The organism is Paenibacillus sp. PK1-4R (assembly GCF_030369595.1).
In the GTDB taxonomy this organism is placed as follows: domain Bacteria; phylum Bacillota; class Bacilli; order Paenibacillales; family Paenibacillaceae; genus Paenibacillus.
This window is the reverse complement of the sequence record NZ_CP126535.1, coordinates 825,398-843,976: the sequence shown is the minus strand read 5'-3', so window position 1 is coordinate 843,976 and position 18,579 is coordinate 825,398. Positions and strand designations below refer to the sequence as shown.

The window sequence follows — 18,579 nt, the reverse complement described above, 5'->3', positions numbered from 1 at the left end:
GGAGAGGACCATTATGCTGGAACAGGGGCGCCTTGGAACAAGACAATTGACCACTCTCATCTTTATGATGGTGGTCGGGGATATGATGCTGATCTACCCCTCGGTCATCACGTCCTATGCCAAACAAGACTCCTGGATTTGTGCTTTTATAGGCGTTCCTCTGGGGATGGCACTGATGGCCATGATCCTGAAGCTATGTAGCATGCACCCAGAAAAAAATCTGGTGCAGATGGCACGAAGCATTCTAGGGTTCTGGCCAGGTACTTTCTTTTCCTGCCTCTACCTGTTCTTTTTCATTATTGGTGCTTCCACGCATACGAGAGAAGTCGGCGATTTCATGACCACTCAAATCTTCCCGTACACTCCCATTCGCATCATCATTCTGATGTTCGTCATCGTGATCGCCTGGGGAGTGTCTCACGGATTAGAGACGATGGGGCGAAGTAGTGAACTACTGATGCCCGTCGTTATTGTGTTTATTGTCGTCCTTGCAGTCTGCCTGCTTCCTCAGATTGATACTAGAAATTTGAAGCCAGTAAGTGATACGAGTGTTGTCTCTATCTCGCAAGGCATTCTGGTAAGCATTATATATCCGATCGGTGAAGTCGTTCCCATCATGATGATACTGCCCTATGTTGCCAAGCAGGCTCATCGAACACGGGACGTAATTATTGCAGCTGGTTTAGGCAGCTTGGTATTGGCAACGCTCGTTACCATATCGCTGCTGGTCTTGGGTGCCTTTCTTACGCAACATAACATATATGCTTCTTTTGTTTTGTCCCAGAAAATCAGTATTGGGAGCTTTTTTGAACGTATTGAAGCCATTATGGCTTCTTCCTGGCTGATCTCGACGTACTTCAAAGCGATGATATACTTATACGCTTTTATTGTTGGTTGTGCAGAACTGTTCAAGCTTAAGCAGTATCAGATACTGGTACTCCCTGCGTCCATACTTGTGTTCGGATTAGCCAATCTGATCTCACCCAGCATTACTTTTATCGTGATCACCATTGTTCCATATTGGGTAGACTGGGATACCACACTGGGGATCATTCTGCCCGGCTGTCTTCTGCTGATACAATTGCTCAAGTCTTACAGAAAATCATCGGTTACTCCAAACAATGCCTCACAGGAATGAGTGCTTTTTTTGGGGGAAGGAGCCTGGTGTGGATGGAAAAATGGTTCATTCATGAATATCATCCATGCCTAATATAGAGAAGGAGAACGGTGTCTATGTTAATTAAGGAGAAAATCACCATTAGGCAATTTACAGTCCTTACCTTTCTCGTCATGATTGGGGACATGATTCTACTCTATCCCTCCGTGGTTACTGCTTCCGGTAAACAGGATGCATGGATCTGTTCTCTTATCGGTCAACCGATCGGCATACTTATCATGTGGGTGCTATACAAACTTCATCAGACGCATCCTGATCTTTCCCTTATTGAAATCTGCCAAAAAATACTTGGCCGGTGGGCAGGATCTGTTTTGGCAGCTGCATATCTATTTTATTTCGCCATAGGCGCTGTCATATGTATCCGTGAAGTCGGTGACTTTATGACCACACAGATCTACCTTCAGACCCCCATCCGGGTCATCCTAATTATCCTTATGTGCGCTCTGGTCTGGGGGCTTATGCATGGCTTGCATACAATAGGAGCAAGCAGTGAAATGCTGACTCCAATCGTTGTTGCATTTATGATTCTATTATTTCTGGGGCTGATGCCCAAAGTAGACAGTTCAAATCTACAGCCTTACTTGAACATCCCTTGGCTTCATCTGATGCAGTCTGTCATTAGAGGGGCTTTCACTTCCTTTGGTGAACTAATCGTGATCACCATGGTTCTTCCTTATGTGATGTCCGGGCCTCACATCAAACGGGACATGTTACTCGCTACTTTATGTGGAGGGCTGTTGCTAACCACACTGTTGCTCATTTCACTGATGATATTTGGCCCCTTTCTGACCCAGCATGACATCTACATCTCCTATACCCTGTCCCAGAAAATTAATATCGGCAACTTTTTCGAGCGAATTGAGGCGTTCATGGCGACCGCTTGGTTAATTGCTACCTATTTTAAAAGCCTGCTGTACATGTTCTCCTTTGTCGTTGGAACAGCTCAGCTATTTCGATTAAAGACATATAAACCTCTCATCCTGCCATCAGCCATGTTATTATTCGCTTTAGCTGTACTGATTTCTCCCAATGTCATTTTCTACACCAATACGATTATGCCCGCTTGGGTGGATTGGGATATCACGGTAAGCTTTATTATTCCGCTATTCCTACTGCTCGTGCATCGGCTTCGTTCTGTCAAGAGCAAGAATAATTCAACCAATCATAAGCGCTTGCCAACCTAAAAAGGCTGTGTTCACGGAAATTCCGCGAAGCACAGCCTTTAATGATGAAACGGTTAAGATGTATTTATTCACACATGTCTAAATGATTTATTACAATGTCTTCAAAGCCTCAAGCGCAGCCTCGATATGTCCTTTGACCCGAACTTTGGACCAGTCCTTGATCAATTTCCCCTCTTCATCAATCAGAAAAGTGGAGCGAACCATACCCATGTACTCCTTGCCATACATTTTCTTCAGCTGCCATACCCCGTATTGCTCGGCTACGACATGCTCTTCATCCGATAACAATGTGAACGGCAGACCATACTTGGCAATAAACTTGTCATGTTGTTTCATCGGATCGGTGCTGATTCCGAGAATGACTGTGTTCAGCCCTTCAAATTCAGCATGTCGATCCCGGAAATCACAAGCCTGTTGCGTACAGGACGAAGTCATATCCTTGGGGTAAAAATAAAGCAGTACCCGCTGTCCGCGGTAATCCGAAAGCTTTACCGATTCTCCCGTACTGGACGGAAGTTCAAAATCCGGTGCCAATTCGCCTACATTTAACGTCATGTCAGTTCCTCCCTAATCTCCCCCATGAATTGCTATAGGGCGTTATTATGAACCTGCTCCGCGATACCGCTTCACACCATAATTCCAAAGAAGCAAGCCCATGGAACCAAACACCAGTCCCATCACAGGTGTGAGGAGCGCCATACGATGCATCTCGGACCTTTCCAGGAACAATGCTGCGGGATAGATCCCCACGAAGGCAAACGGAATGATCCAGGTTAACAGCACCTGAATGGCACGGTTATAGATCGTTACCGGGTAGCGTCCATATCCTTGAATGTTATACATCAACGGCAGGATACCTGTTGGCGCGTCCGAATAAAAGGATAGTGAAGTCAATGTGGTATAGATGCCTGCATAGATCATGACTGAGCTGAGTGCCAATATAATTAAGGCAGGGATATGCCACCACTCCAGCATCAGACCCATCTCTGCTCCGCTGAAGATCATGATGATCAAGCCGATAAACGAGCCCACGAGTGCAGGCGGGTCCACATTTTCAAGCAATATCTGGAACAGGTTATGTGCAGGGCGTGTCAGGATCCGATCCATCTCACCTTTGACGATGTACCGCTCGCTGAATCCCCACAGATTGATAAAACAACTGAAGATGCCATAGGGCACCATAAAATATCCATAAACAAAGAGCACTTCACTCTCACTCCAACCGCCCAGGTTATCCGTGTGGCGGAAGACCACAAAGATAAAGATCAGGTTGGTTGCCTGGAACAGCAGATCCGATAGGATCTCCACCCAGAAATCGGCACGGTACGTGAGTCGTGTTTTCATGTAATTCTTCAAATATTCCCAGATCAGACCCATATAGTACATATCTGTTATCCCCCTTGCACGAACAGACGCTTGCGCGCCTTACGCCAGATCAATACCATCGGAAGCAGCAGTACGGCAAACCAGAACACCTGAATACCGAGTACATTCCAGATGGCGGTACCTTCCACTCTTCCAGTGAACACGGAACCAGGCAGATACGTAATGGCCTGAAAAGGCAATACCTTCATCACCGCGGACATCCAGCCTGGATACAGGCTGATCGGGATGATTAGACCGGAGAACAAATCAACTACGACACGTTTCATACGCATCATGCCTTCGTTGTTTTCCACAAAGAATGCCGCCAGTCCCGTTATCACATTAATCTGGGAATTAATGAGGAAACTGAAGAACAGCATGACAAGAAAGCCAATCCAAGCGGATGGCGCCGTAGGCAGTTCAACCGGGAACAGCAGAATGGCAATGAGCATCCCCGGAATCATGAGCAGCAGGAAGCGGAAAATGCCTTCGCCAAGACCCTGCATCATTTTGACCATAACGTAATTGATCGGCCTGATGAATTGAATCGCAATGGACCCATCCCGTATGTCTGCGGCAATCTCTCGATCCAGGTTGTTAAAGTAAAAGGCACGTGCCATCCAGGATACAGCGATGTAAGTGGTCATCTGCGCTGCCGTGAAGCCGCCGAGTTCACCACTGCTACCGTAAATAGCTTGCCAGGTAAAGTAATACACGCCGATATTCAGCGTATATATCAAAATGCCGGAGTAATAATTCACCCGGTATGCCAGCATCGTTAAAAAACGGATGCGCATAAAATCAATAAATGCACTATTCATCTCAGGATACACCCACCGCTTCTTTCCCTGCTCCCACAATCTCGGGACGCTCGGCGGAACCGGATTGGTAAATACTGCGCACAATCTCATCCGTGTTGATCTCAATAATCTGAATATCGGTAATATCGGCTTGTCCAACGACACGTCCGAGTACATCCGAAACGTTCAGTTCCAGCGGAATCCATACGGATGCGGACAATTCATTCTCAACCGTCCAACGTACAGGCAACGCAGCAGTCCATTCCTGCATCTGACTGATATTGTGAGCTGAACCAAACTTGAAGCGGATCTCCCGCTCCTTACCCCACTGGGACTTGAGATGATCCAGACCTCCATCATAGATGATGTTGCCTGCATCAAGCATGATGACCCGGGAACACAGTGCCTCAATGTCCTGCAAATCGTGGGTTGTGAGCAGAATGGTTGTTCCATGCTCCTTGTTCATGTCTTTCAAGAAATCCCGAATTTCCGACTTCACCACAATATCCAAACCAATAGTTGGCTCGTCCAGGAAAACAATACTCGGGTTGTGCAACAATGCTGCCACTAACTCGCAGCGCATACGCTGACCAAGACTGAGCTTCCGCACCGGACGGCTTAACAGGTCCTGCAGCTGCAATCGCTCAACCAGTTCATCCAGCCGTTTACGGAAATCGACCTCTCCTACACGATATACTTTACGCAATAAATGGAAGGATTCGATAACACCAATATCCCACCACAATTGACTGCGCTGACCAAAAACAACACCAATATTCTGTACAAACTTCTCACGTTCCTGATACGGAACATATCCACCAACCGATATTTGCCCTGAAGTAGGCACCAAAATGCCGGTCAACATCTTGATCGTTGTTGATTTACCGGCACCGTTCTCCCCAATATATCCGCATATTTCGCCCTGCGGAATCTGAAATGAAATATCATTTACAGCCAATACCTCCTGGTATTGACGTGCAAACAGGTCCTGGAACGCGCCCTTCAGCCCACCTCGGCTTTTCTGGACGCTAAACGACTTGCGCAAATCTTTGACATCAATCGCCAGCATGATTATACCTCACTTGGATTTTGTTGAAATTGCTTGTAGCCCAAAAAGAAATTATAATGGTATCAGTCAAAATTCAGCAAGCTTTAAAATAGTCTGGAGCTGCGTCCTGCCCTGTATGTTGGGAAAAGACGTGTACGGAAAGCTTCGACTACATCTTACTTGAATACTCGAACTCGTTTTTTTATTTCATCTCAAATACAAAGGAGAGCTAGCATGACCAGAAAGACGAAGAGAACCATATGGATTTCTCTTGCCGCCTTCGTGTTAATTATTGGAGGAGCAGCGGCATATTATTTCGGTTCTATTCTCAATCAGTTGGACGGTTTGGCAAAGGACGGCGACGATTCACCATTTGCAGGCATCGAAAATGTGGAGAAAGTAAATACTCCTGACCCACCCAAATGGGAAGGCACAGAAACGGTAAATATTCTCGTTATGGGTGTCGATGCACGTGGATTGAAAAAAGGTGAAGTTCCTCGCTCCGACAGCATGATGGTTGTATCGCTCGACCCACTTACCAAAAAAATCAATCTGTTCTCCATTCTGCGCGACACTTACGTCAATATTGACGGATATGGCAAGGAACGGATCAACACCGCTATCACCCATGGTCCTAATGCAGCGATGCAAGCTGCCGGCGACCTGCTCGGCATTCCTGTACAGTATTATGTGTATACGGATTTCCAGGGATTCATCAAATTGGTGGATGCCGTTGGCGGTGTTGATTTTGATGTGGAGAAAGACATGCACTATACAAGTAAAGCAGACAATAACGAATACGATATTGATCTCAAAAAAGGATATCAGCATCTGGATGGCGAGACAGCGCTCATGTACGTTCGTTTCCGTCATGATGCGATGTCGGATTTCGCCCGTTCCGAGCGTCAGCGTGAATTGCTAAAAGCTGTAACGGCGAAAATGCAGTCAACAACAACCATTGCCAAACTGCCTGCCATTCTGGAACAGGTTAATCCTTATGTAGATACAAATCTGACACTCTCCGATATGTGGAAGCTGGGTGGTCTCGGATACCAGAGCAGCATGAACGGCAGTGAGCAGATTCCACCAATGAACCTGCTGAAAGAAGAACGTACAGCAGGCGGTGCACAAGTATTGACGGTTACCAATGAAGAGAAATTGAAGCAGCATATTCAGGATATTATTCACCCGCCTGCTACAACGGATGATAGTACGAACAGCACCGAAGATAAAACAGCCAGCGCTGACGATCAGAAGTCAGAGCAACCGGCTCAGTAAATCCAAACATGCAGAGGGCAGCCATTATGCTGCCCTCTCGTTGTGCCCAGCTATAATATTATGAGAAAATCATCATATCTTTCTGTGGCTTGTACCTTTATCATATTTTGAATTACGAAAGGAAGTTATCTTATGAATACATCACGTTCCCGTTCCGAACTTCTATACGCAGAAGCACTTGAACATATTGTTGGGGGTGTTAACAGCCCTTCACGCTCGTTCAAAGCCGTTGGTGGCGGTGCACCTGTATTTATGAAAAAAGCCCAAGGAGCCCACTTCTGGGATGTGGATGACAACCGTTATATTGATTATCTGGCCGCTTACGGTCCGATTGTTACAGGACATGCCCACCCTCATATTACGCAGGCCATTACAGAAGCGGCAGCAAATGGTGTACTGTACGGTACCCCAACAGAGCTTGAGATCAAGCTCGCCAAAATGCTGAAGGAAGCCATTCCTTCCATGGATAAAGTGCGCTTTGTTAACTCCGGTACAGAGGCGGTCATGACCACGATTCGGGTCGCTCGTGCCTACACCAAACGCAATAAGATTGTAAAATTCGCCGGATGTTACCACGGTCACTCAGATCTGGTGCTTGTGGCTGCCGGTTCTGGCCCTTCTACGCTCGGAATTCCTGACAGTGCGGGAGTTCCAGCCAGTATTGCACAAGAAGTCATTACTGTGCCCTACAATGATCTGGAAGCCCTGAAGGATGCTTTGGAGCGCTGGGGTGATGATGTTGCCGCAGTCATGGTTGAGCCGATCGTTGGGAACTTCGGTATGGTTATGCCGGAGCCTGGCTTCCTGGAAGGTCTTTGTGCCATGACACGGGCTAACGGCTCATTGGTTATCTATGACGAAGTCATTACGGCTTTCCGTTTCCATTACGGTTCTACTCAGACGTATGCCGGACTCGAAAACCATGCGGAGATTGAACCGGATCTGACGGCTCTTGGTAAAATTATTGGTGGCGGCCTGCCAATCGGTGCTTACGGCGGACGCAAACACGTTATGGAGCAGGTTGCCCCACTCGGACCGGCTTATCAGGCGGGAACGATGGCTGGTAACCCTGCATCCATCTCAGCTGGTATCGCATGTCTGGAGGTCCTGCAAGGCGAGGGTGTATACGAAGAGATGGAACGTCTTGCTATCGACCTGACGGCAGGTCTGCAAGCTTCTGCTGACCGTCATGGAATTGCACTGACGATCAACCGGATCCGCGGTGCGTTCTCCACCCATTTCTGTGACCATCCGGTTACGAATTATGATCATGCTCAAGACACGGATGGAGAGCTGTTTGCTTCCTTCTTCCGTCACATGCTGAACCGTGGCATTAACCTGGCTCCATCCAAATATGAGGCTTGGTTCCTGACCACGGCCCATACAGACGAGGATGTTCAGGCTACATTGGAAGCCGCAGAAGCTTCCTTCAAGGCGATGGCTCAGGAATAAATTGGATTATTTCCATTCACAATATAGCGTACAAGCTGTATGGTCGATGGATTAACAACTCATGGAAAAGGCGTCCAACAAGTGATCAACTTGTGTGGACGCCTTTTGTTATATACCAACAACACTCCGATTCTTCACCTTATTTCTGCCTGATCTGAAGTTTCAAAATTTCCTCCCGGATCTTCTGTATCCCTTCCTCGATTCGCTGCTTAGGCACATTGGAGATGTTCAAGCGCAGCATCTGATCCTGATGCGCTTGATATGTTCCCTCCGGATAATACCGTTCTGTCGTATCAACGATGACTCCGTGCTTTTGAAGCCGGGACAGCAGAACACGAAGCGGCATATCACCCGCCAAAGGCAATACGGTATGCTCCCCACCTGTTCGAGGAGCGTCCATAAACGGAGCAAAGTCTGGATATGTGTCCAGTTGCTCATGCACCGTGTGCATCCGGGCAGCATAGCGGTTACGAATCACTTTCCTGTGATGAGCAAACATTCCGCTGTGGACATAGATCTCCAGCGCAGCTTGAGACAGAACGGAAGTGTCGATATCGAGCATTTTTTTGTAAGCCCCAAAAGATTGAATTAGTGTTGAGGGCAGAACAGCTACACCAATGCGCAGACCTGGAAACAAAATTTTGGAGTAACTCTTCAGATAGATGACCCGGCCTTCGGTATCATAGGACCATAACGGGTCCTGTTTCGTATTGTCCTCCAGATCAGCCAGATAATCGTCCTCCACCAGATAGACATCGTACCGCTGTGCAAGCCGGATCAGTTTCTTTTTCTCAGCAACAGTCAACGATGTGCCAATCGGATTGTGAAAGCGAGGCATGACATAGAAAAACTTGATATCTTCCTCAGCGAACTGACGTTCAAGCGATGCCCAGTCCAGCCCATCCAGGGCACGTCTCACACCGGCAATCGGCACATTTAATCCACTCAGTAGCGAGGGCATATTGTGATAGGTCGGTAGTTCAAGCAGTACTTTTCTCTTTCCATTAGGAAAAGGCATCAATGCAAGTACAGCCAGTGCCTGTTGCACACCTGATGTGATAAAGAACTGCTCCGTTCTCGCAAACACCTGATAATCCGCAAACTGCTTCTGCAACAGCATGATAAGCGAAGGTAATCCCTGATCCGTGCCATACATAAATAACTCTGCCTGTTTCTTCTCCATCGCCTGATCCACACAATGACGAAAGTCTGCATAAGGGAACACCCTTGGATCGGGAGCAGCTGAAGCAAAGTCCAACGCTCCCTGCCAGTCCATGTCCTGAGCACCTGTCCCGTTCTGAACGGCATAATAGCCAGATTGAGGTATGGCGTACACCAAATGCCGTTGCTCCAGCCACTCATATGCACGAATCGCTGTACTTATACTGCATTGATATTGTTCTGCTACAACTCGAACGGCTGGAAGACGGATGCCCTTATCTGCCCACTGGCGACGATCCTGCTGCTGCATCTGTTCCTGAATCCATTGCTTTAATGCTTCGGCAATCACTTCGTATTTTTTCACTGCACCCATCCCTCTCCCACAATTGTACCGATACAGTTAAACCTTTTATCTATTGTAGCACGATGCACCCGGCAGTATATTGAATAAGTCCAGCACATGCCTCAAACCTGACATAATTCAGGATAATGAAAGATAAAGCGCTATGACTACTGTATTGGAGGAGCATTTATGAACAAAACACACACTCGGGGATACGCTTATATCGCAGCTGTATTGTACGCAGCTATTATCGGTCTATCTTTTTTATTTGTTAAAATGACCGTCACTGTTGCACATCCAATTGATGTCCTTGCCCACCGATTCGCCCTGTCGCTGATCGTTGTTAGCATTCCTGTCATTTTTGGCTGGATCAAAATCCGACTGAGCCTTCGTGATCTGTGGCGAATCATTCCACTGGGGCTGTTATCTCCCGTCTTATTTTTTGCCTTTCAAGCCTTTGGGCTTGTATCTTCCAACTCATCGGAAGCCGGTATTATTCAGGCCATGGCCCCTGTATTCACACTCGTTCTCGCTTCAGTCTTCCTGAAGGAACGCACATCCACGATGCAGAAGCTGTTCCTGCTTCTGTCTGTTGCTGGAGTGGTCTTTATTTTCATAATGCAAGGAAGCGGCATGTCTATAGGTAACCTGAAGGGCATTGCATTATTGCTGTTATCCACGGTCTGTTTTGCAGGGTATGGTGTGCTTGCAAGACCATTAACCCAGAAGTACAAACCAATGGAATTAACATGGGTCACACTGATGGTTGGCTGTATTGTATTCAACGCCGCTTCCCTGATCCGACATGCGTCCAGCGGTTCCATGATGGACTACATCAAACCGCTTGGAGATACATCCTATCTGGGTGCGCTCGCTTATCTGGCGATCCTCTCCACCATGATCTCTACCCTGCTTGCGAGCTATGCCCTGACCCATCTGGAGGCTTCGCAAATGAGTGTATTCAGCAATCTGTCCACGCTCATCTCCATCGTAGGAGGTGCATGGATACTGCATGAACCAGTGGGTAGCTACCACTATATTGGTGCATTGTTGATTATTGCTGGTGTGCTTGGCACCAATATGAGCGGTCGCAAACATAGGCTGGTCACCGGGATCAAGTCAGATTCCCCATATTGAGACAGCGATGAAGTTGGTTCGCCGGTTCAACGAGTTATACGCTGCCATCCTCCCCGAACCCCGCATTTTGACTGGAGAGCGGCCCGGGAAACGATGTTAGAGGTAAGAGAAGCCATGGGTATTCGTTATTTTGACTGACAGTATGAAGCGCTCCAATCCCGTTAACACTGCTGAGGACAGTCTATCGGGAAAAGGAGACCCCTCAGCATGAAACGAACACAACCTTCTTTTTTACAAGCTATGATGTTGATCATGTTGTCCGTTGGCTTGATCAGCCATGTTCTGATTATTCCTGCCCTTTTGGCTGCGGCCAAAAGGGATTCTTGGATTTCCGTCCTGCTATCAGCCGGACCATTTCTGATATTTGCGCTAATGCTCGCCTATGTCTCTCGTTTCCTCCAGCATCAAACCCTGCATGAATGGTTAACATCCCGTCTCGGCAAGCCTATCGGCCTGTTCTTTCGAGTGGGTAACAGTCTCTTTTTTCTGAGCGCAATCTATTTCACCCTGCACGATACCACGACTTGGGCCAAAACAAATTACCTGACAGAAACGCCAATTCTGGTAACCAGTATTGCCCTCATGTCTCTCTGTGCCTATGGGGCATATAAAGGCATCCGCTCACTGGCATTTACGGCAGGATTGATCCTTCCACTGGTGGTACTGCTGGGCTTCTATGTTGCAATTGTGAACACTCAATACAAGGATTACAGTCGTCTCCTGCCTGTGTTAGAACACGGCTGGCATCCGGTGCTTAATGGCATGATTTACAGTCTTGCAGGCATGTTTGAACTGCTGTTCATCTGGTATATCCAGCCTCATCTCACTAAACGTATACGTGTATGGCAGTATCTGATGCTCGCAATCATTCTTGTGGGACTAACAGTCGGCCCACTCATCGGGGCGATTGTGGAATTCGATCCTTTTGAGGCTGCCAAAATGCGATATCCCGCCTTTGAAGAATGGCGAATTGCCTCCTTGGGCAAGTACATCGCCCAGACCGACTTCTTTTCCATCTACCAGTGGCTCGCAGGCTCGTTCACCCGGATTAGTCTCGCCATGTATATTGTAGTAGAAATATGGAATATTAAGAGCTCTACCAGAAGGCTTATCAGTTGTATCTCGTTAGGTGTCTTCTTTATTCTAACCATGTTGTATCCTCTGGATGATATGACCTTCGAAAAGCTTCTGGTCGAATACATATTTCCGTTCAATCTCGTGTATTTGAGCGGACTTGCGATTATCGCGACGACGGTTGCCTTTATCCATTCACGCCATCAGAGGAGGAAACATCATGGAGCATCAAGCGATTGACACCACGTCCCATGAAACACTGCTTGCCTCTTTGAAAGAGCAGTTCAATCCATGTGCAGATGTTGTTATTCAGACCTTTCCTGTCAAAGATGAATCCGATCAGCCAGTCATTTTGCTCTATTGCGAAGGACTGGTCGACGGCAAACAAATCAATCAATTTATTATTCCCCGTCTGGAACAACACTCCCTGATCATTGAGGAATCACATCCCCACGAACTGGGATTAACCTTAAATCCGATTGAGGATCTCACTGATTCCAAGAAACTTAATCTTTTGATTTTTAGTGGACAACTACTGATCATTTTTGGTAATGGTGTGCAGGCCTGCAGTCTGGATATCGCTGATATCCCGGGACGCAGTCCAGAAGAATCAGCCATTGAAACATCAGTTAAAGGCCCGCGCGATGGATTCACCGAAGAACTCACTACCAACGTGGCCCTTATTCGCAAACGAATGAAAACATCTTCGATGTGTTATGAGAAATATGTCAAAGGTGGTCGTACCCAAACTGCCATTGGACTTCTATATGTAAAAGATATTATTAATCCAGACATTCTGAAAGAAGCACAACACAATCTGGATCAGATTGAGATTGACGGCATTCTGGGTACCTCAATCATGGAGCGAGCTGTCATGGGAGGGATTCGGAGTATTTTTCCACTCACAGATAATACTGAACGTCCTGATTTTGTCGTCGATTCCCTGTTAAATGGACGTTTTGCCGTTCTCATTGAAGGTTCTCCTGTGGCGGTCATCGCACCAACTACACTTTTCAATCAGTTGAAGTCCCCGGAAGACAAAAGCACACCTTTTTTCATAGTTACCTTCGAACGGATTTTGCGTATTTCCGGTCTGCTGATTGCCTGTTTCTTCCCAGCCTTCTACATCGGCCTGACCAGTTTCAATGTGGAACAGATTCCGCTACCTCTCTTGGCTACAATTGCTGGTACTAGAATGGGCCTGCCCATGCCGGTGACGCTGGAAGCCTTTTTAATGATTTTTATGTTCGAGCTATTTAACGAAGCCGGTCGGCGGTTACCACGTGCGTTAGGGCAGACGGTCAGCGTGGTCGGCGGACTTATCATCGGGGATGCAGCCATTCGTGCCGGGATTACATCGCCCACCATCATAGTTACGGTAGCGATCTCAGTCATCTCCAGCTATATTCTCGTGAATACCGTGCTCAGCGGGGCTACTGCACAAATTCGTATCGGAATGCTCATTATTTCTTCGATCCTTGGATTATTTGGATTTATGATCGGACTGTTCGCTCTGTTGGTACACCTCGTATCGTTGGAGTGTTATGGCGTATCCTATCTGTCACCCGTATCTCCCTACATTCCAGGAGACTTCACTCAAGCCGTATCCATGCCCCCTTCCATGAAAAAAAACAAGCGTCCAGAAGCACTTCACACCCAAGATTCCACTCGCTGGAGAAAACGGTCATGACCAGATGGATGTCCATGAGTGGCCTACTTGCGGGGTGCTTGATCCTGCTAACGGGATGCTGGGATTCCAAAGAGGTGCAAAGTATTAACTTCATCACGGCCATTGGAATAGACTATGTGGACAACCAATATATTGCGTATGCCCAGTTGATTGACTTCTCCAGTATTGCAAAACAGGAAACGCCAACTTCCCGGGAAACAAGGGATATCTGGATTGGACGGGGCGAAGGTTCAACACTGAGCATGGCTATTAACGACTTGTATGAAACATCACAGCAGCAAACGCTCTGGACTCATGTTAAAGCCATTGTTTTATCGAAAAATGCTCTGGAAGGGAAGCTGGAGGAAATATTTAATACGTTGCTGCATTCAGGTCAACTGAGATATACACCCTGGATTTACGCGACAGAGCAGAACATTCCGGATGTGCTCTCCCCATCTGCGCTGCTGAACCAATCTGCCCAGACGATTGAGTTATTCGAGCCCATGAGGCTATACAAACAGCATTCCGGTTTCGAACCTATTCGGCTCCATCAGCTTCTCGATGGACTACGGGAGCCGGCTTCCGTCGTTCTTTTACCCTCGGTATCAACGAGGAACGAGACCTGGTTCAACGGCGATAAAACGCCACCCCTTGTTAGAATGGACGGGTTTTATGTCATTTCCAAAGGCACAAGTCAGGGTAGAGTTGCAGGAGCAGATGCAGATGGTACACGTTACGTAAATTATGAGCGCGTACATCAGTACCCACTATACGTATATGGGAATGGTGGGAAAACTCCTGATTTAACCTTGATGCTTCGCCATCCCAAGACGAGAATCACGGCGAGAAAACAAGGAGATGGCGTCACATTTGATCTAGTTACCTCGGTCAAAAGCTCCATCACCGAAGATCACGGGGCTCCTCGGTCTCCACATGCCATGGAACAGGAAGCGGAGAAACAAATCGAATCCCAAATCCGAGATACGTTCGAAAAAACCAAGTCACGCAAGATCGATTCATACGGTCTCGTGGAACACCTCTATCGCCACAATCTGCCCTTATGGCAACAAGAGGTCTCCCAACGTGCTGACCCCCTGGAGCGTTTCAAGCTCGGCAAAGTAGAGGTCCATGTGGATATCCTTAATGCGAGCACGTATAAATACAGCGATTAAATGAAGAAAAAGAAGCCCCGTGCCTGCATTGGATGCAAGGTTACGGGGCTTCTTACCATCTCCAGCTATGCTGTCGATTGGGGAAGTTATCCTAATGGATACGCCATGACACTCATCAAAGCCAATTCAGGCTGGGTCGTGTCCAAACGACTGTACTGGACGATAACCGGGATGTTGCTCGAAACCGTAATCGCATAAGGCACGCCCGGTGGAATAGACTGCTCCCCGGATCGTAGCGATGCAGTGCGAATGTGCTTCGTCCTTCTCGCTGGCACTTCAGCGACCATACCTTCGAGTGGTTCTCTGTCTTCAAAATAAATCGTGATATGCAGCTCCGCATCCGTGGCACTGGTGTTCAGTACACAGATGCTCTCATGACTCTCCAATGTGCCCCGGCTCTCCGGGGGAATGTAACCATCTGGAATGACCCAGTAGGTGTGACCTGTAGCTGCTGAAAAATTCTTACGGGCAGATGTGCCTAATTCTGTCTGGTCAGGTGTCATTGAAATACATCCTCCTTTTTTGCGATTGCAATTTAGGTTAAAAATCCGTGGGCTCGCGCGGCAGTCGCTTCGGTGGACGGATCGGGCTGTGGGCCACTGTTGGCTCGGGATTTCTATTCATTTCCCCCTCAGCAGGGGAAATCCCGCTCCAAAGGCGGACGCTTCGCTCCCTCTACCCGATTCCGCCCTCCTCCGCTGCTACGCTCGCCTGTTTTTTAAAAGATTATTGCCTTCGCTCTTTCGCTGGGCAACTTTTGCTGGCTCGTTACTTCGTTTAACTTGCTACAGCTTTTAAACCCTGAATAGCTGCGGGGCAGTCGCTTCGGTGGGCAGATCGGGCTGCGGGCCGCTGTTGGCTCGGGATTTCTATCCATTCCCCCTCAGCAGGGGGAATCCCGCTCCAAAGGTGGACGCTTCGCTCCCTCTACCCGATTCCGCTCTCCTCCGCTGCTACGCTCGCCTGTTTTTTTAAAGATTATTGCCTTCGCTCTTTCGCTGGGCAACTTTTGCTGGCTCGTTACTTCGTTTAACTTGCTACAGCTTTTAAACCCTGAATAGCTGCGGGGCAGTCGCTTCGGTGGGCAGATCGGGCTGCGGGCCGCTGTTGGCTCGGGATTTCTATCCATTCCCCCTCAGCAGGGGGAATCCCGCTCCAAAGGTGGACGCTTCGCTCCCTCTACCCGATTCCGCCCTCCTCCGCTGCTACACTCGCCTGTTTTTTAAAAGATTATTGCCTTCGCTATTCGCTGGGCAACTTTTGCTGGCTCGTTACTTTGTTTAACTCGCTACAGCTTTTAAACCCTGAATAGCTCGCAGGGCAGTCGCTTCGGCGGGCGGATCGGGCTGTGGGCCGCTGTTGGCTCGGGATTTCTATTCATTTCCCCTCAGCAGGGGAAATCCCGCTCCAAAGGCGGACGCTTCGCTCCCTCTACCCGATTCCGCCCTCCTCCGCTGCTACGCTCGCCTGTTTTTAAAAGTTTATTGCCTTCGCTCTTCGCTGGGCAACTTTGTTTTTCTCGTTACTTCGTTTAACTCGCTTAATTATTTAGGGCATGAACCTATCGCAGATACATCTGCAGCGGCTGCAATTGCAACTCGCGGATGGCTTCTGCCACCTGCTGGGCAAGGCGGCGGGCGCCTCGTTCCTGAAAATGTGTGTTATCCTCCACGCCTGAGGGGAAGTTCACATACTCGCCTGGCAGCACCCACATAAAGTCGTCCTTGGTGCCTTCTACGCCTGCCTGCTCGAACAGAAGACGGCTGCGCTCAGCCAGATCGATCAGCGGAACATCTTCCTCTTCCGCCAGTTCACGCACGGCGATGATATAATCGCCATGTGTATCGGTCAATGTGCCATCGTCCGCAAAATAGCGACGATGCACCGGGGTTATGAGCACTGGACGAGCCTTGGCTTCGCGTGCAGCGTCGATATACTTTTTCAAATATTCCTTATATGTTGTGAATGGGTCCGTCCCACGTTCAGGGTCCGGCTTCTCATCGTTATGTCCAAATTGAATAAACAGAAAATCTTCAGGCTTGATTCGCTCCAGAATGGCGCTGAGTCTGCCTTCATTAATAAAACTGCGGGAACTTCGGCCTGACTTGGCGTGATTATCCACTGCCACATCATGTTTGAACTGTGCTGGAAATAATTGACCCCAACCACAATACGGATATCCACTTTCCGGCTGATCCGTTACGGTAGAATCCCCAGCAAGAAATACAGTCATGGTCTGATTCGCAAGAGTAATCTCCAAAGCATTAATTCTCGGTGCAGGACCGGAGAATGACAGACGAAGTCTGCCGCCGCGAACAACAACAGAGAATCTAACCTCTGCGTATTGTCCGGGAAGTGTGCGAATGGTTGGCAGTACAAGTCTACCCTCACCAGCTTTCACGCGGGTCACTGTCTCAGCCAATTCATCACCTGCAACGAGTAATACTTGGTAAGTTCCGTCGGGAACATCCACGATGAACGATGCTTTGAGCGGAATACAGAAGCCTGAACGCAATCGGGCAGACATGGTTGTCTGCCCCGGATTGTTATAATGTTGTTTCGTAGGATCCGACACATCGTCATCACGAATGCGTTGTTTCTCATACACCAGAGATCCTGCCTCGAATCCGTATCCTCCGCGTTCCTCATATGCGGTTGTTGCAGTTACTTTCAGATAATCCCCTGTCTCATCTGCTCTTCCCGAGTCCGGTCCAAAGTTAAACTTCCAGCTGGTCACGGACACTGCCTGGCCCTCTGCCGCTGCCTCCATGGCAACGGCCTGACTACCCTGAGCTTTATTCAAAAGCGATAACCTCCTTGGTTAACTTTCGTAAACGTTCATTCGGGCGAAGATACGAAGATACAGTAATCTGGCTTATCCTTTCAATCCGCTGGTGCTCATCCCTTGAACAATTTGTTTCTGGAAGATGAAGAACACAGCTACAACCGGAACCAGACTGACGATGGACATGGCAAACATTGCGCCCCAGTTGGAAGCAGATTCACTATCGAGGAACATTTTCAGTGCCATCGACACGGTGTATTTATCAGGCGAGTTCAGGTACAATACCGGACCGAGCAGATCCTCCCATCTCCAGTAGAAGGAGAAGATGGCTGCAGTCGCCAGAGAAGACTTGATCAGCGGCATAATAATCTGGATATACAATCTAAACTTGTTACATCCATCGATGGTTGCAGCCTCATCCAGTTCCTTCGGAATCGTTCGAATGAACTGTACCATCAGGAAGATGAAGAATGGCATTCCGAAGAATGTAGGTACAACGATTGGCAAGATAGTATTCAGCCAGCCGAGCTTCGTGAAAATGATGTACTGAGGAACCAATACCACGTCATGTGGCAACATCAGTGTTAACATCATCAAGGAGAACCAGAACGTGCGTCCCTTGAAATTCAATCTGGCAAAACCAAAAGCGATCAGCGATGACGATATTACGGCACCGATCGTGGAAATAACCACAATTACAAGTGAGTTGGTGATGTAATCCATAAACGGTCTCCCAGCTGTGCCTTTCCAGCCATCCACATAGTTGCTCCAGATCCACTCCGCAGGAAACAGGGTATCCGCAGTGACGAATATCGTACGGCTTTCCTTGAATGAACTGAATAGCATCCATAGGACGGGATAGAGCATCAGGAGGGCAAGAGCTGCAACGAACAGGTGATAAACGGGCCATTTTACATTTCTCCAAACCATC

General features: G+C 48.0%; 17 protein-coding genes. 8 read left to right on the top strand and 9 right to left on the bottom strand.

Going from position 1 to position 18,579, the window contains the following annotated elements; all coding sequences use genetic code 11:
• The first annotated feature begins 13 nt into the window (after nucleotides 1-13).
• Nucleotides 14-1,138: a GerAB/ArcD/ProY family transporter gene (locus tag QNO02_RS03560; RefSeq protein WP_133387489.1), complete on the top strand. Its 1,125-nt coding sequence runs from the start codon at nucleotides 14-16 to the stop codon at nucleotides 1,136-1,138.
• 95 nt (nucleotides 1,139-1,233) lie between these two features.
• Nucleotides 1,234-2,361, top strand: coding sequence for a GerAB/ArcD/ProY family transporter (locus tag QNO02_RS03555; RefSeq protein ID WP_289391107.1), 1,128 nt, complete (start codon nucleotides 1,234-1,236; stop codon nucleotides 2,359-2,361).
• Nucleotides 2,362-2,451: 90 nt separating this feature from the next.
• Here QNO02_RS03555 and bcp read toward each other — a convergent pair whose 3' ends face one another.
• The 4 genes from bcp to QNO02_RS03535 are packed head-to-tail and all read right to left on the bottom strand — an operon-like array spanning nucleotide 2,452 to nucleotide 5,595.
• Nucleotides 2,452-2,916 carry a thioredoxin-dependent thiol peroxidase gene (bcp, locus tag QNO02_RS03550; protein WP_036668208.1) on the bottom strand — a complete coding sequence of 155 codons (465 nt, stop codon included), beginning with the start codon at nucleotides 2,914-2,916 and terminating at the stop codon, nucleotides 2,452-2,454.
• A gap of 45 nt (nucleotides 2,917-2,961) precedes the next feature.
• Nucleotides 2,962-3,747 carry an ABC transporter permease gene (locus QNO02_RS03545; protein ID WP_076333833.1) on the bottom strand — a complete coding sequence of 262 codons (786 nt, stop codon included), beginning with the start codon at nucleotides 3,745-3,747 and terminating at the stop codon, nucleotides 2,962-2,964.
• Between the two features lie 5 nt (nucleotides 3,748-3,752).
• Nucleotides 3,753-4,547, bottom strand: a complete 795-nt coding sequence (locus QNO02_RS03540) for an ABC transporter permease (protein WP_062837592.1) — start codon at nucleotides 4,545-4,547, stop codon at nucleotides 3,753-3,755.
• Between the two features lies 1 nt (nucleotide 4,548).
• Nucleotides 4,549-5,595 (bottom strand): ABC transporter ATP-binding protein, encoded by a 1,047-nt coding sequence (locus tag QNO02_RS03535; RefSeq protein ID WP_036614079.1) that lies wholly within the window; start codon nucleotides 5,593-5,595, stop codon nucleotides 4,549-4,551.
• A gap of 213 nt (nucleotides 5,596-5,808) precedes the next feature.
• On the opposite strand from QNO02_RS03535, the gene QNO02_RS03530 reads away from it, so the two are divergent.
• Nucleotides 5,809-6,852, top strand: a complete 1,044-nt coding sequence (locus QNO02_RS03530) for an LCP family protein (RefSeq protein WP_091039059.1) — start codon at nucleotides 5,809-5,811, stop codon at nucleotides 6,850-6,852.
• A 132-nt stretch (nucleotides 6,853-6,984) separates the two neighbouring features.
• Entirely contained in the window at nucleotides 6,985-8,304 is a 1,320-nt protein-coding gene (locus tag QNO02_RS03525; RefSeq protein WP_289391106.1) for a glutamate-1-semialdehyde 2,1-aminomutase, read from the top strand.
• A 139-nt stretch (nucleotides 8,305-8,443) separates the two neighbouring features.
• On the opposite strand, the gene QNO02_RS03520 is transcribed toward QNO02_RS03525, so the two are convergent.
• Nucleotides 8,444-9,838: an aminotransferase-like domain-containing protein gene (locus QNO02_RS03520; protein WP_289391105.1), complete on the bottom strand. Its 1,395-nt coding sequence runs from the start codon at nucleotides 9,836-9,838 to the stop codon at nucleotides 8,444-8,446.
• A 159-nt stretch (nucleotides 9,839-9,997) separates the two neighbouring features.
• Here QNO02_RS03520 and QNO02_RS03515 point away from each other — a divergent pair, with 159 nt between their 5' ends.
• The 4 genes from QNO02_RS03515 (at nucleotide 9,998) to QNO02_RS03500 (ending at nucleotide 14,863) form a co-directional block, all read left to right on the top strand.
• Nucleotides 9,998-10,945 (top strand): DMT family transporter, encoded by a 948-nt coding sequence (locus QNO02_RS03515; protein WP_289391104.1) that lies wholly within the window; start codon nucleotides 9,998-10,000, stop codon nucleotides 10,943-10,945.
• A 207-nt stretch (nucleotides 10,946-11,152) separates the two neighbouring features.
• Nucleotides 11,153-12,259 carry a GerAB/ArcD/ProY family transporter gene (locus QNO02_RS03510; protein WP_289391103.1) on the top strand — a complete coding sequence of 369 codons (1,107 nt, stop codon included), beginning with the start codon at nucleotides 11,153-11,155 and terminating at the stop codon, nucleotides 12,257-12,259.
• Nucleotides 12,240-13,709, top strand: a complete 1,470-nt coding sequence (locus QNO02_RS03505; RefSeq protein ID WP_289391102.1) for a spore germination protein — start codon at nucleotides 12,240-12,242, stop codon at nucleotides 13,707-13,709. The genes QNO02_RS03510 and QNO02_RS03505 overlap by 20 nt, the downstream gene beginning before the upstream one ends.
• Nucleotides 13,706-14,863, top strand: coding sequence for a Ger(x)C family spore germination protein (locus QNO02_RS03500; protein ID WP_289391101.1), 1,158 nt, complete (start codon nucleotides 13,706-13,708; stop codon nucleotides 14,861-14,863). Before QNO02_RS03505 ends, QNO02_RS03500 begins: the two co-directional genes overlap by 4 nt.
• 86 nt (nucleotides 14,864-14,949) lie before the next feature.
• Here QNO02_RS03500 and QNO02_RS03495 read toward each other — a convergent pair whose 3' ends face one another.
• The 4 genes from QNO02_RS03495 to QNO02_RS03480 form a co-directional block, all read right to left on the bottom strand.
• Nucleotides 14,950-15,366, bottom strand: coding sequence for a sensory rhodopsin transducer (locus tag QNO02_RS03495; RefSeq protein WP_289391100.1), 417 nt, complete (start codon nucleotides 15,364-15,366; stop codon nucleotides 14,950-14,952).
• 380 nt (nucleotides 15,367-15,746) lie between these two features.
• On the bottom strand, nucleotides 15,747-15,992 hold the full coding sequence (locus tag QNO02_RS03490) for a hypothetical protein (protein WP_143023646.1): 246 nt from the start codon (nucleotides 15,990-15,992) through the stop codon (nucleotides 15,747-15,749).
• Between the two features lie 432 nt (nucleotides 15,993-16,424).
• Nucleotides 16,425-17,633: a rhamnogalacturonan acetylesterase gene (locus tag QNO02_RS03485; protein WP_502921873.1), complete on the bottom strand. Its 1,209-nt coding sequence runs from the start codon at nucleotides 17,631-17,633 to the stop codon at nucleotides 16,425-16,427.
• Between the two features lie 105 nt (nucleotides 17,634-17,738).
• Nucleotides 17,739-18,578, bottom strand: a complete 840-nt coding sequence (locus QNO02_RS03480) for a carbohydrate ABC transporter permease (protein ID WP_091039044.1) — start codon at nucleotides 18,576-18,578, stop codon at nucleotides 17,739-17,741.
• Between the last annotated feature and the right edge of the window lies 1 nt (nucleotide 18,579).

Bases quoted from the DNA above. Each gene is read 5' to 3' on its own strand.
- QNO02_RS03560 (WP_133387489.1), top strand. From the start codon at position 14: ATGCTGGAACAGGGGCGCCTTGGAACAAGACAATTGACCACTCTCATC.
- QNO02_RS03555 (WP_289391107.1), top strand. From the start codon at position 1,234: ATGTTAATTAAGGAGAAAATCACCATTAGGCAATTTACAGTCCTTACC.
- bcp (WP_036668208.1), bottom strand. From the start codon at position 2,916: ATGACGTTAAATGTAGGCGAATTGGCACCGGATTTTGAACTTCCGTCC.
- QNO02_RS03545 (WP_076333833.1), bottom strand. From the start codon at position 3,747: ATGTACTATATGGGTCTGATCTGGGAATATTTGAAGAATTACATGAAA.
- QNO02_RS03540 (WP_062837592.1), bottom strand. From the start codon at position 4,547: ATGAATAGTGCATTTATTGATTTTATGCGCATCCGTTTTTTAACGATG.
- QNO02_RS03535 (WP_036614079.1), bottom strand. From the start codon at position 5,595: ATGCTGGCGATTGATGTCAAAGATTTGCGCAAGTCGTTTAGCGTCCAG.
- QNO02_RS03530 (WP_091039059.1), top strand. From the start codon at position 5,809: ATGACCAGAAAGACGAAGAGAACCATATGGATTTCTCTTGCCGCCTTC.
- QNO02_RS03525 (WP_289391106.1), top strand. From the start codon at position 6,985: ATGAATACATCACGTTCCCGTTCCGAACTTCTATACGCAGAAGCACTT.
- QNO02_RS03520 (WP_289391105.1), bottom strand. From the start codon at position 9,838: ATGGGTGCAGTGAAAAAATACGAAGTGATTGCCGAAGCATTAAAGCAA.
- QNO02_RS03515 (WP_289391104.1), top strand. From the start codon at position 9,998: ATGAACAAAACACACACTCGGGGATACGCTTATATCGCAGCTGTATTG.
- QNO02_RS03510 (WP_289391103.1), top strand. From the start codon at position 11,153: ATGAAACGAACACAACCTTCTTTTTTACAAGCTATGATGTTGATCATG.
- QNO02_RS03505 (WP_289391102.1), top strand. From the start codon at position 12,240: ATGGAGCATCAAGCGATTGACACCACGTCCCATGAAACACTGCTTGCC.
- QNO02_RS03500 (WP_289391101.1), top strand. From the start codon at position 13,706: ATGACCAGATGGATGTCCATGAGTGGCCTACTTGCGGGGTGCTTGATC.
- QNO02_RS03495 (WP_289391100.1), bottom strand. From the start codon at position 15,366: ATGACACCTGACCAGACAGAATTAGGCACATCTGCCCGTAAGAATTTT.
- QNO02_RS03490 (WP_143023646.1), bottom strand. From the start codon at position 15,992: ATGGATAGAAATCCCGAGCCAACAGCGGCCCGCAGCCCGATCTGCCCA.
- QNO02_RS03485 (WP_502921873.1), bottom strand. From the start codon at position 17,633: ATGGAGGCAGCGGCAGAGGGCCAGGCAGTGTCCGTGACCAGCTGGAAG.
- QNO02_RS03480 (WP_091039044.1), bottom strand. From the start codon at position 18,578: ATGGTTTGGAGAAATGTAAAATGGCCCGTTTATCACCTGTTCGTTGCA.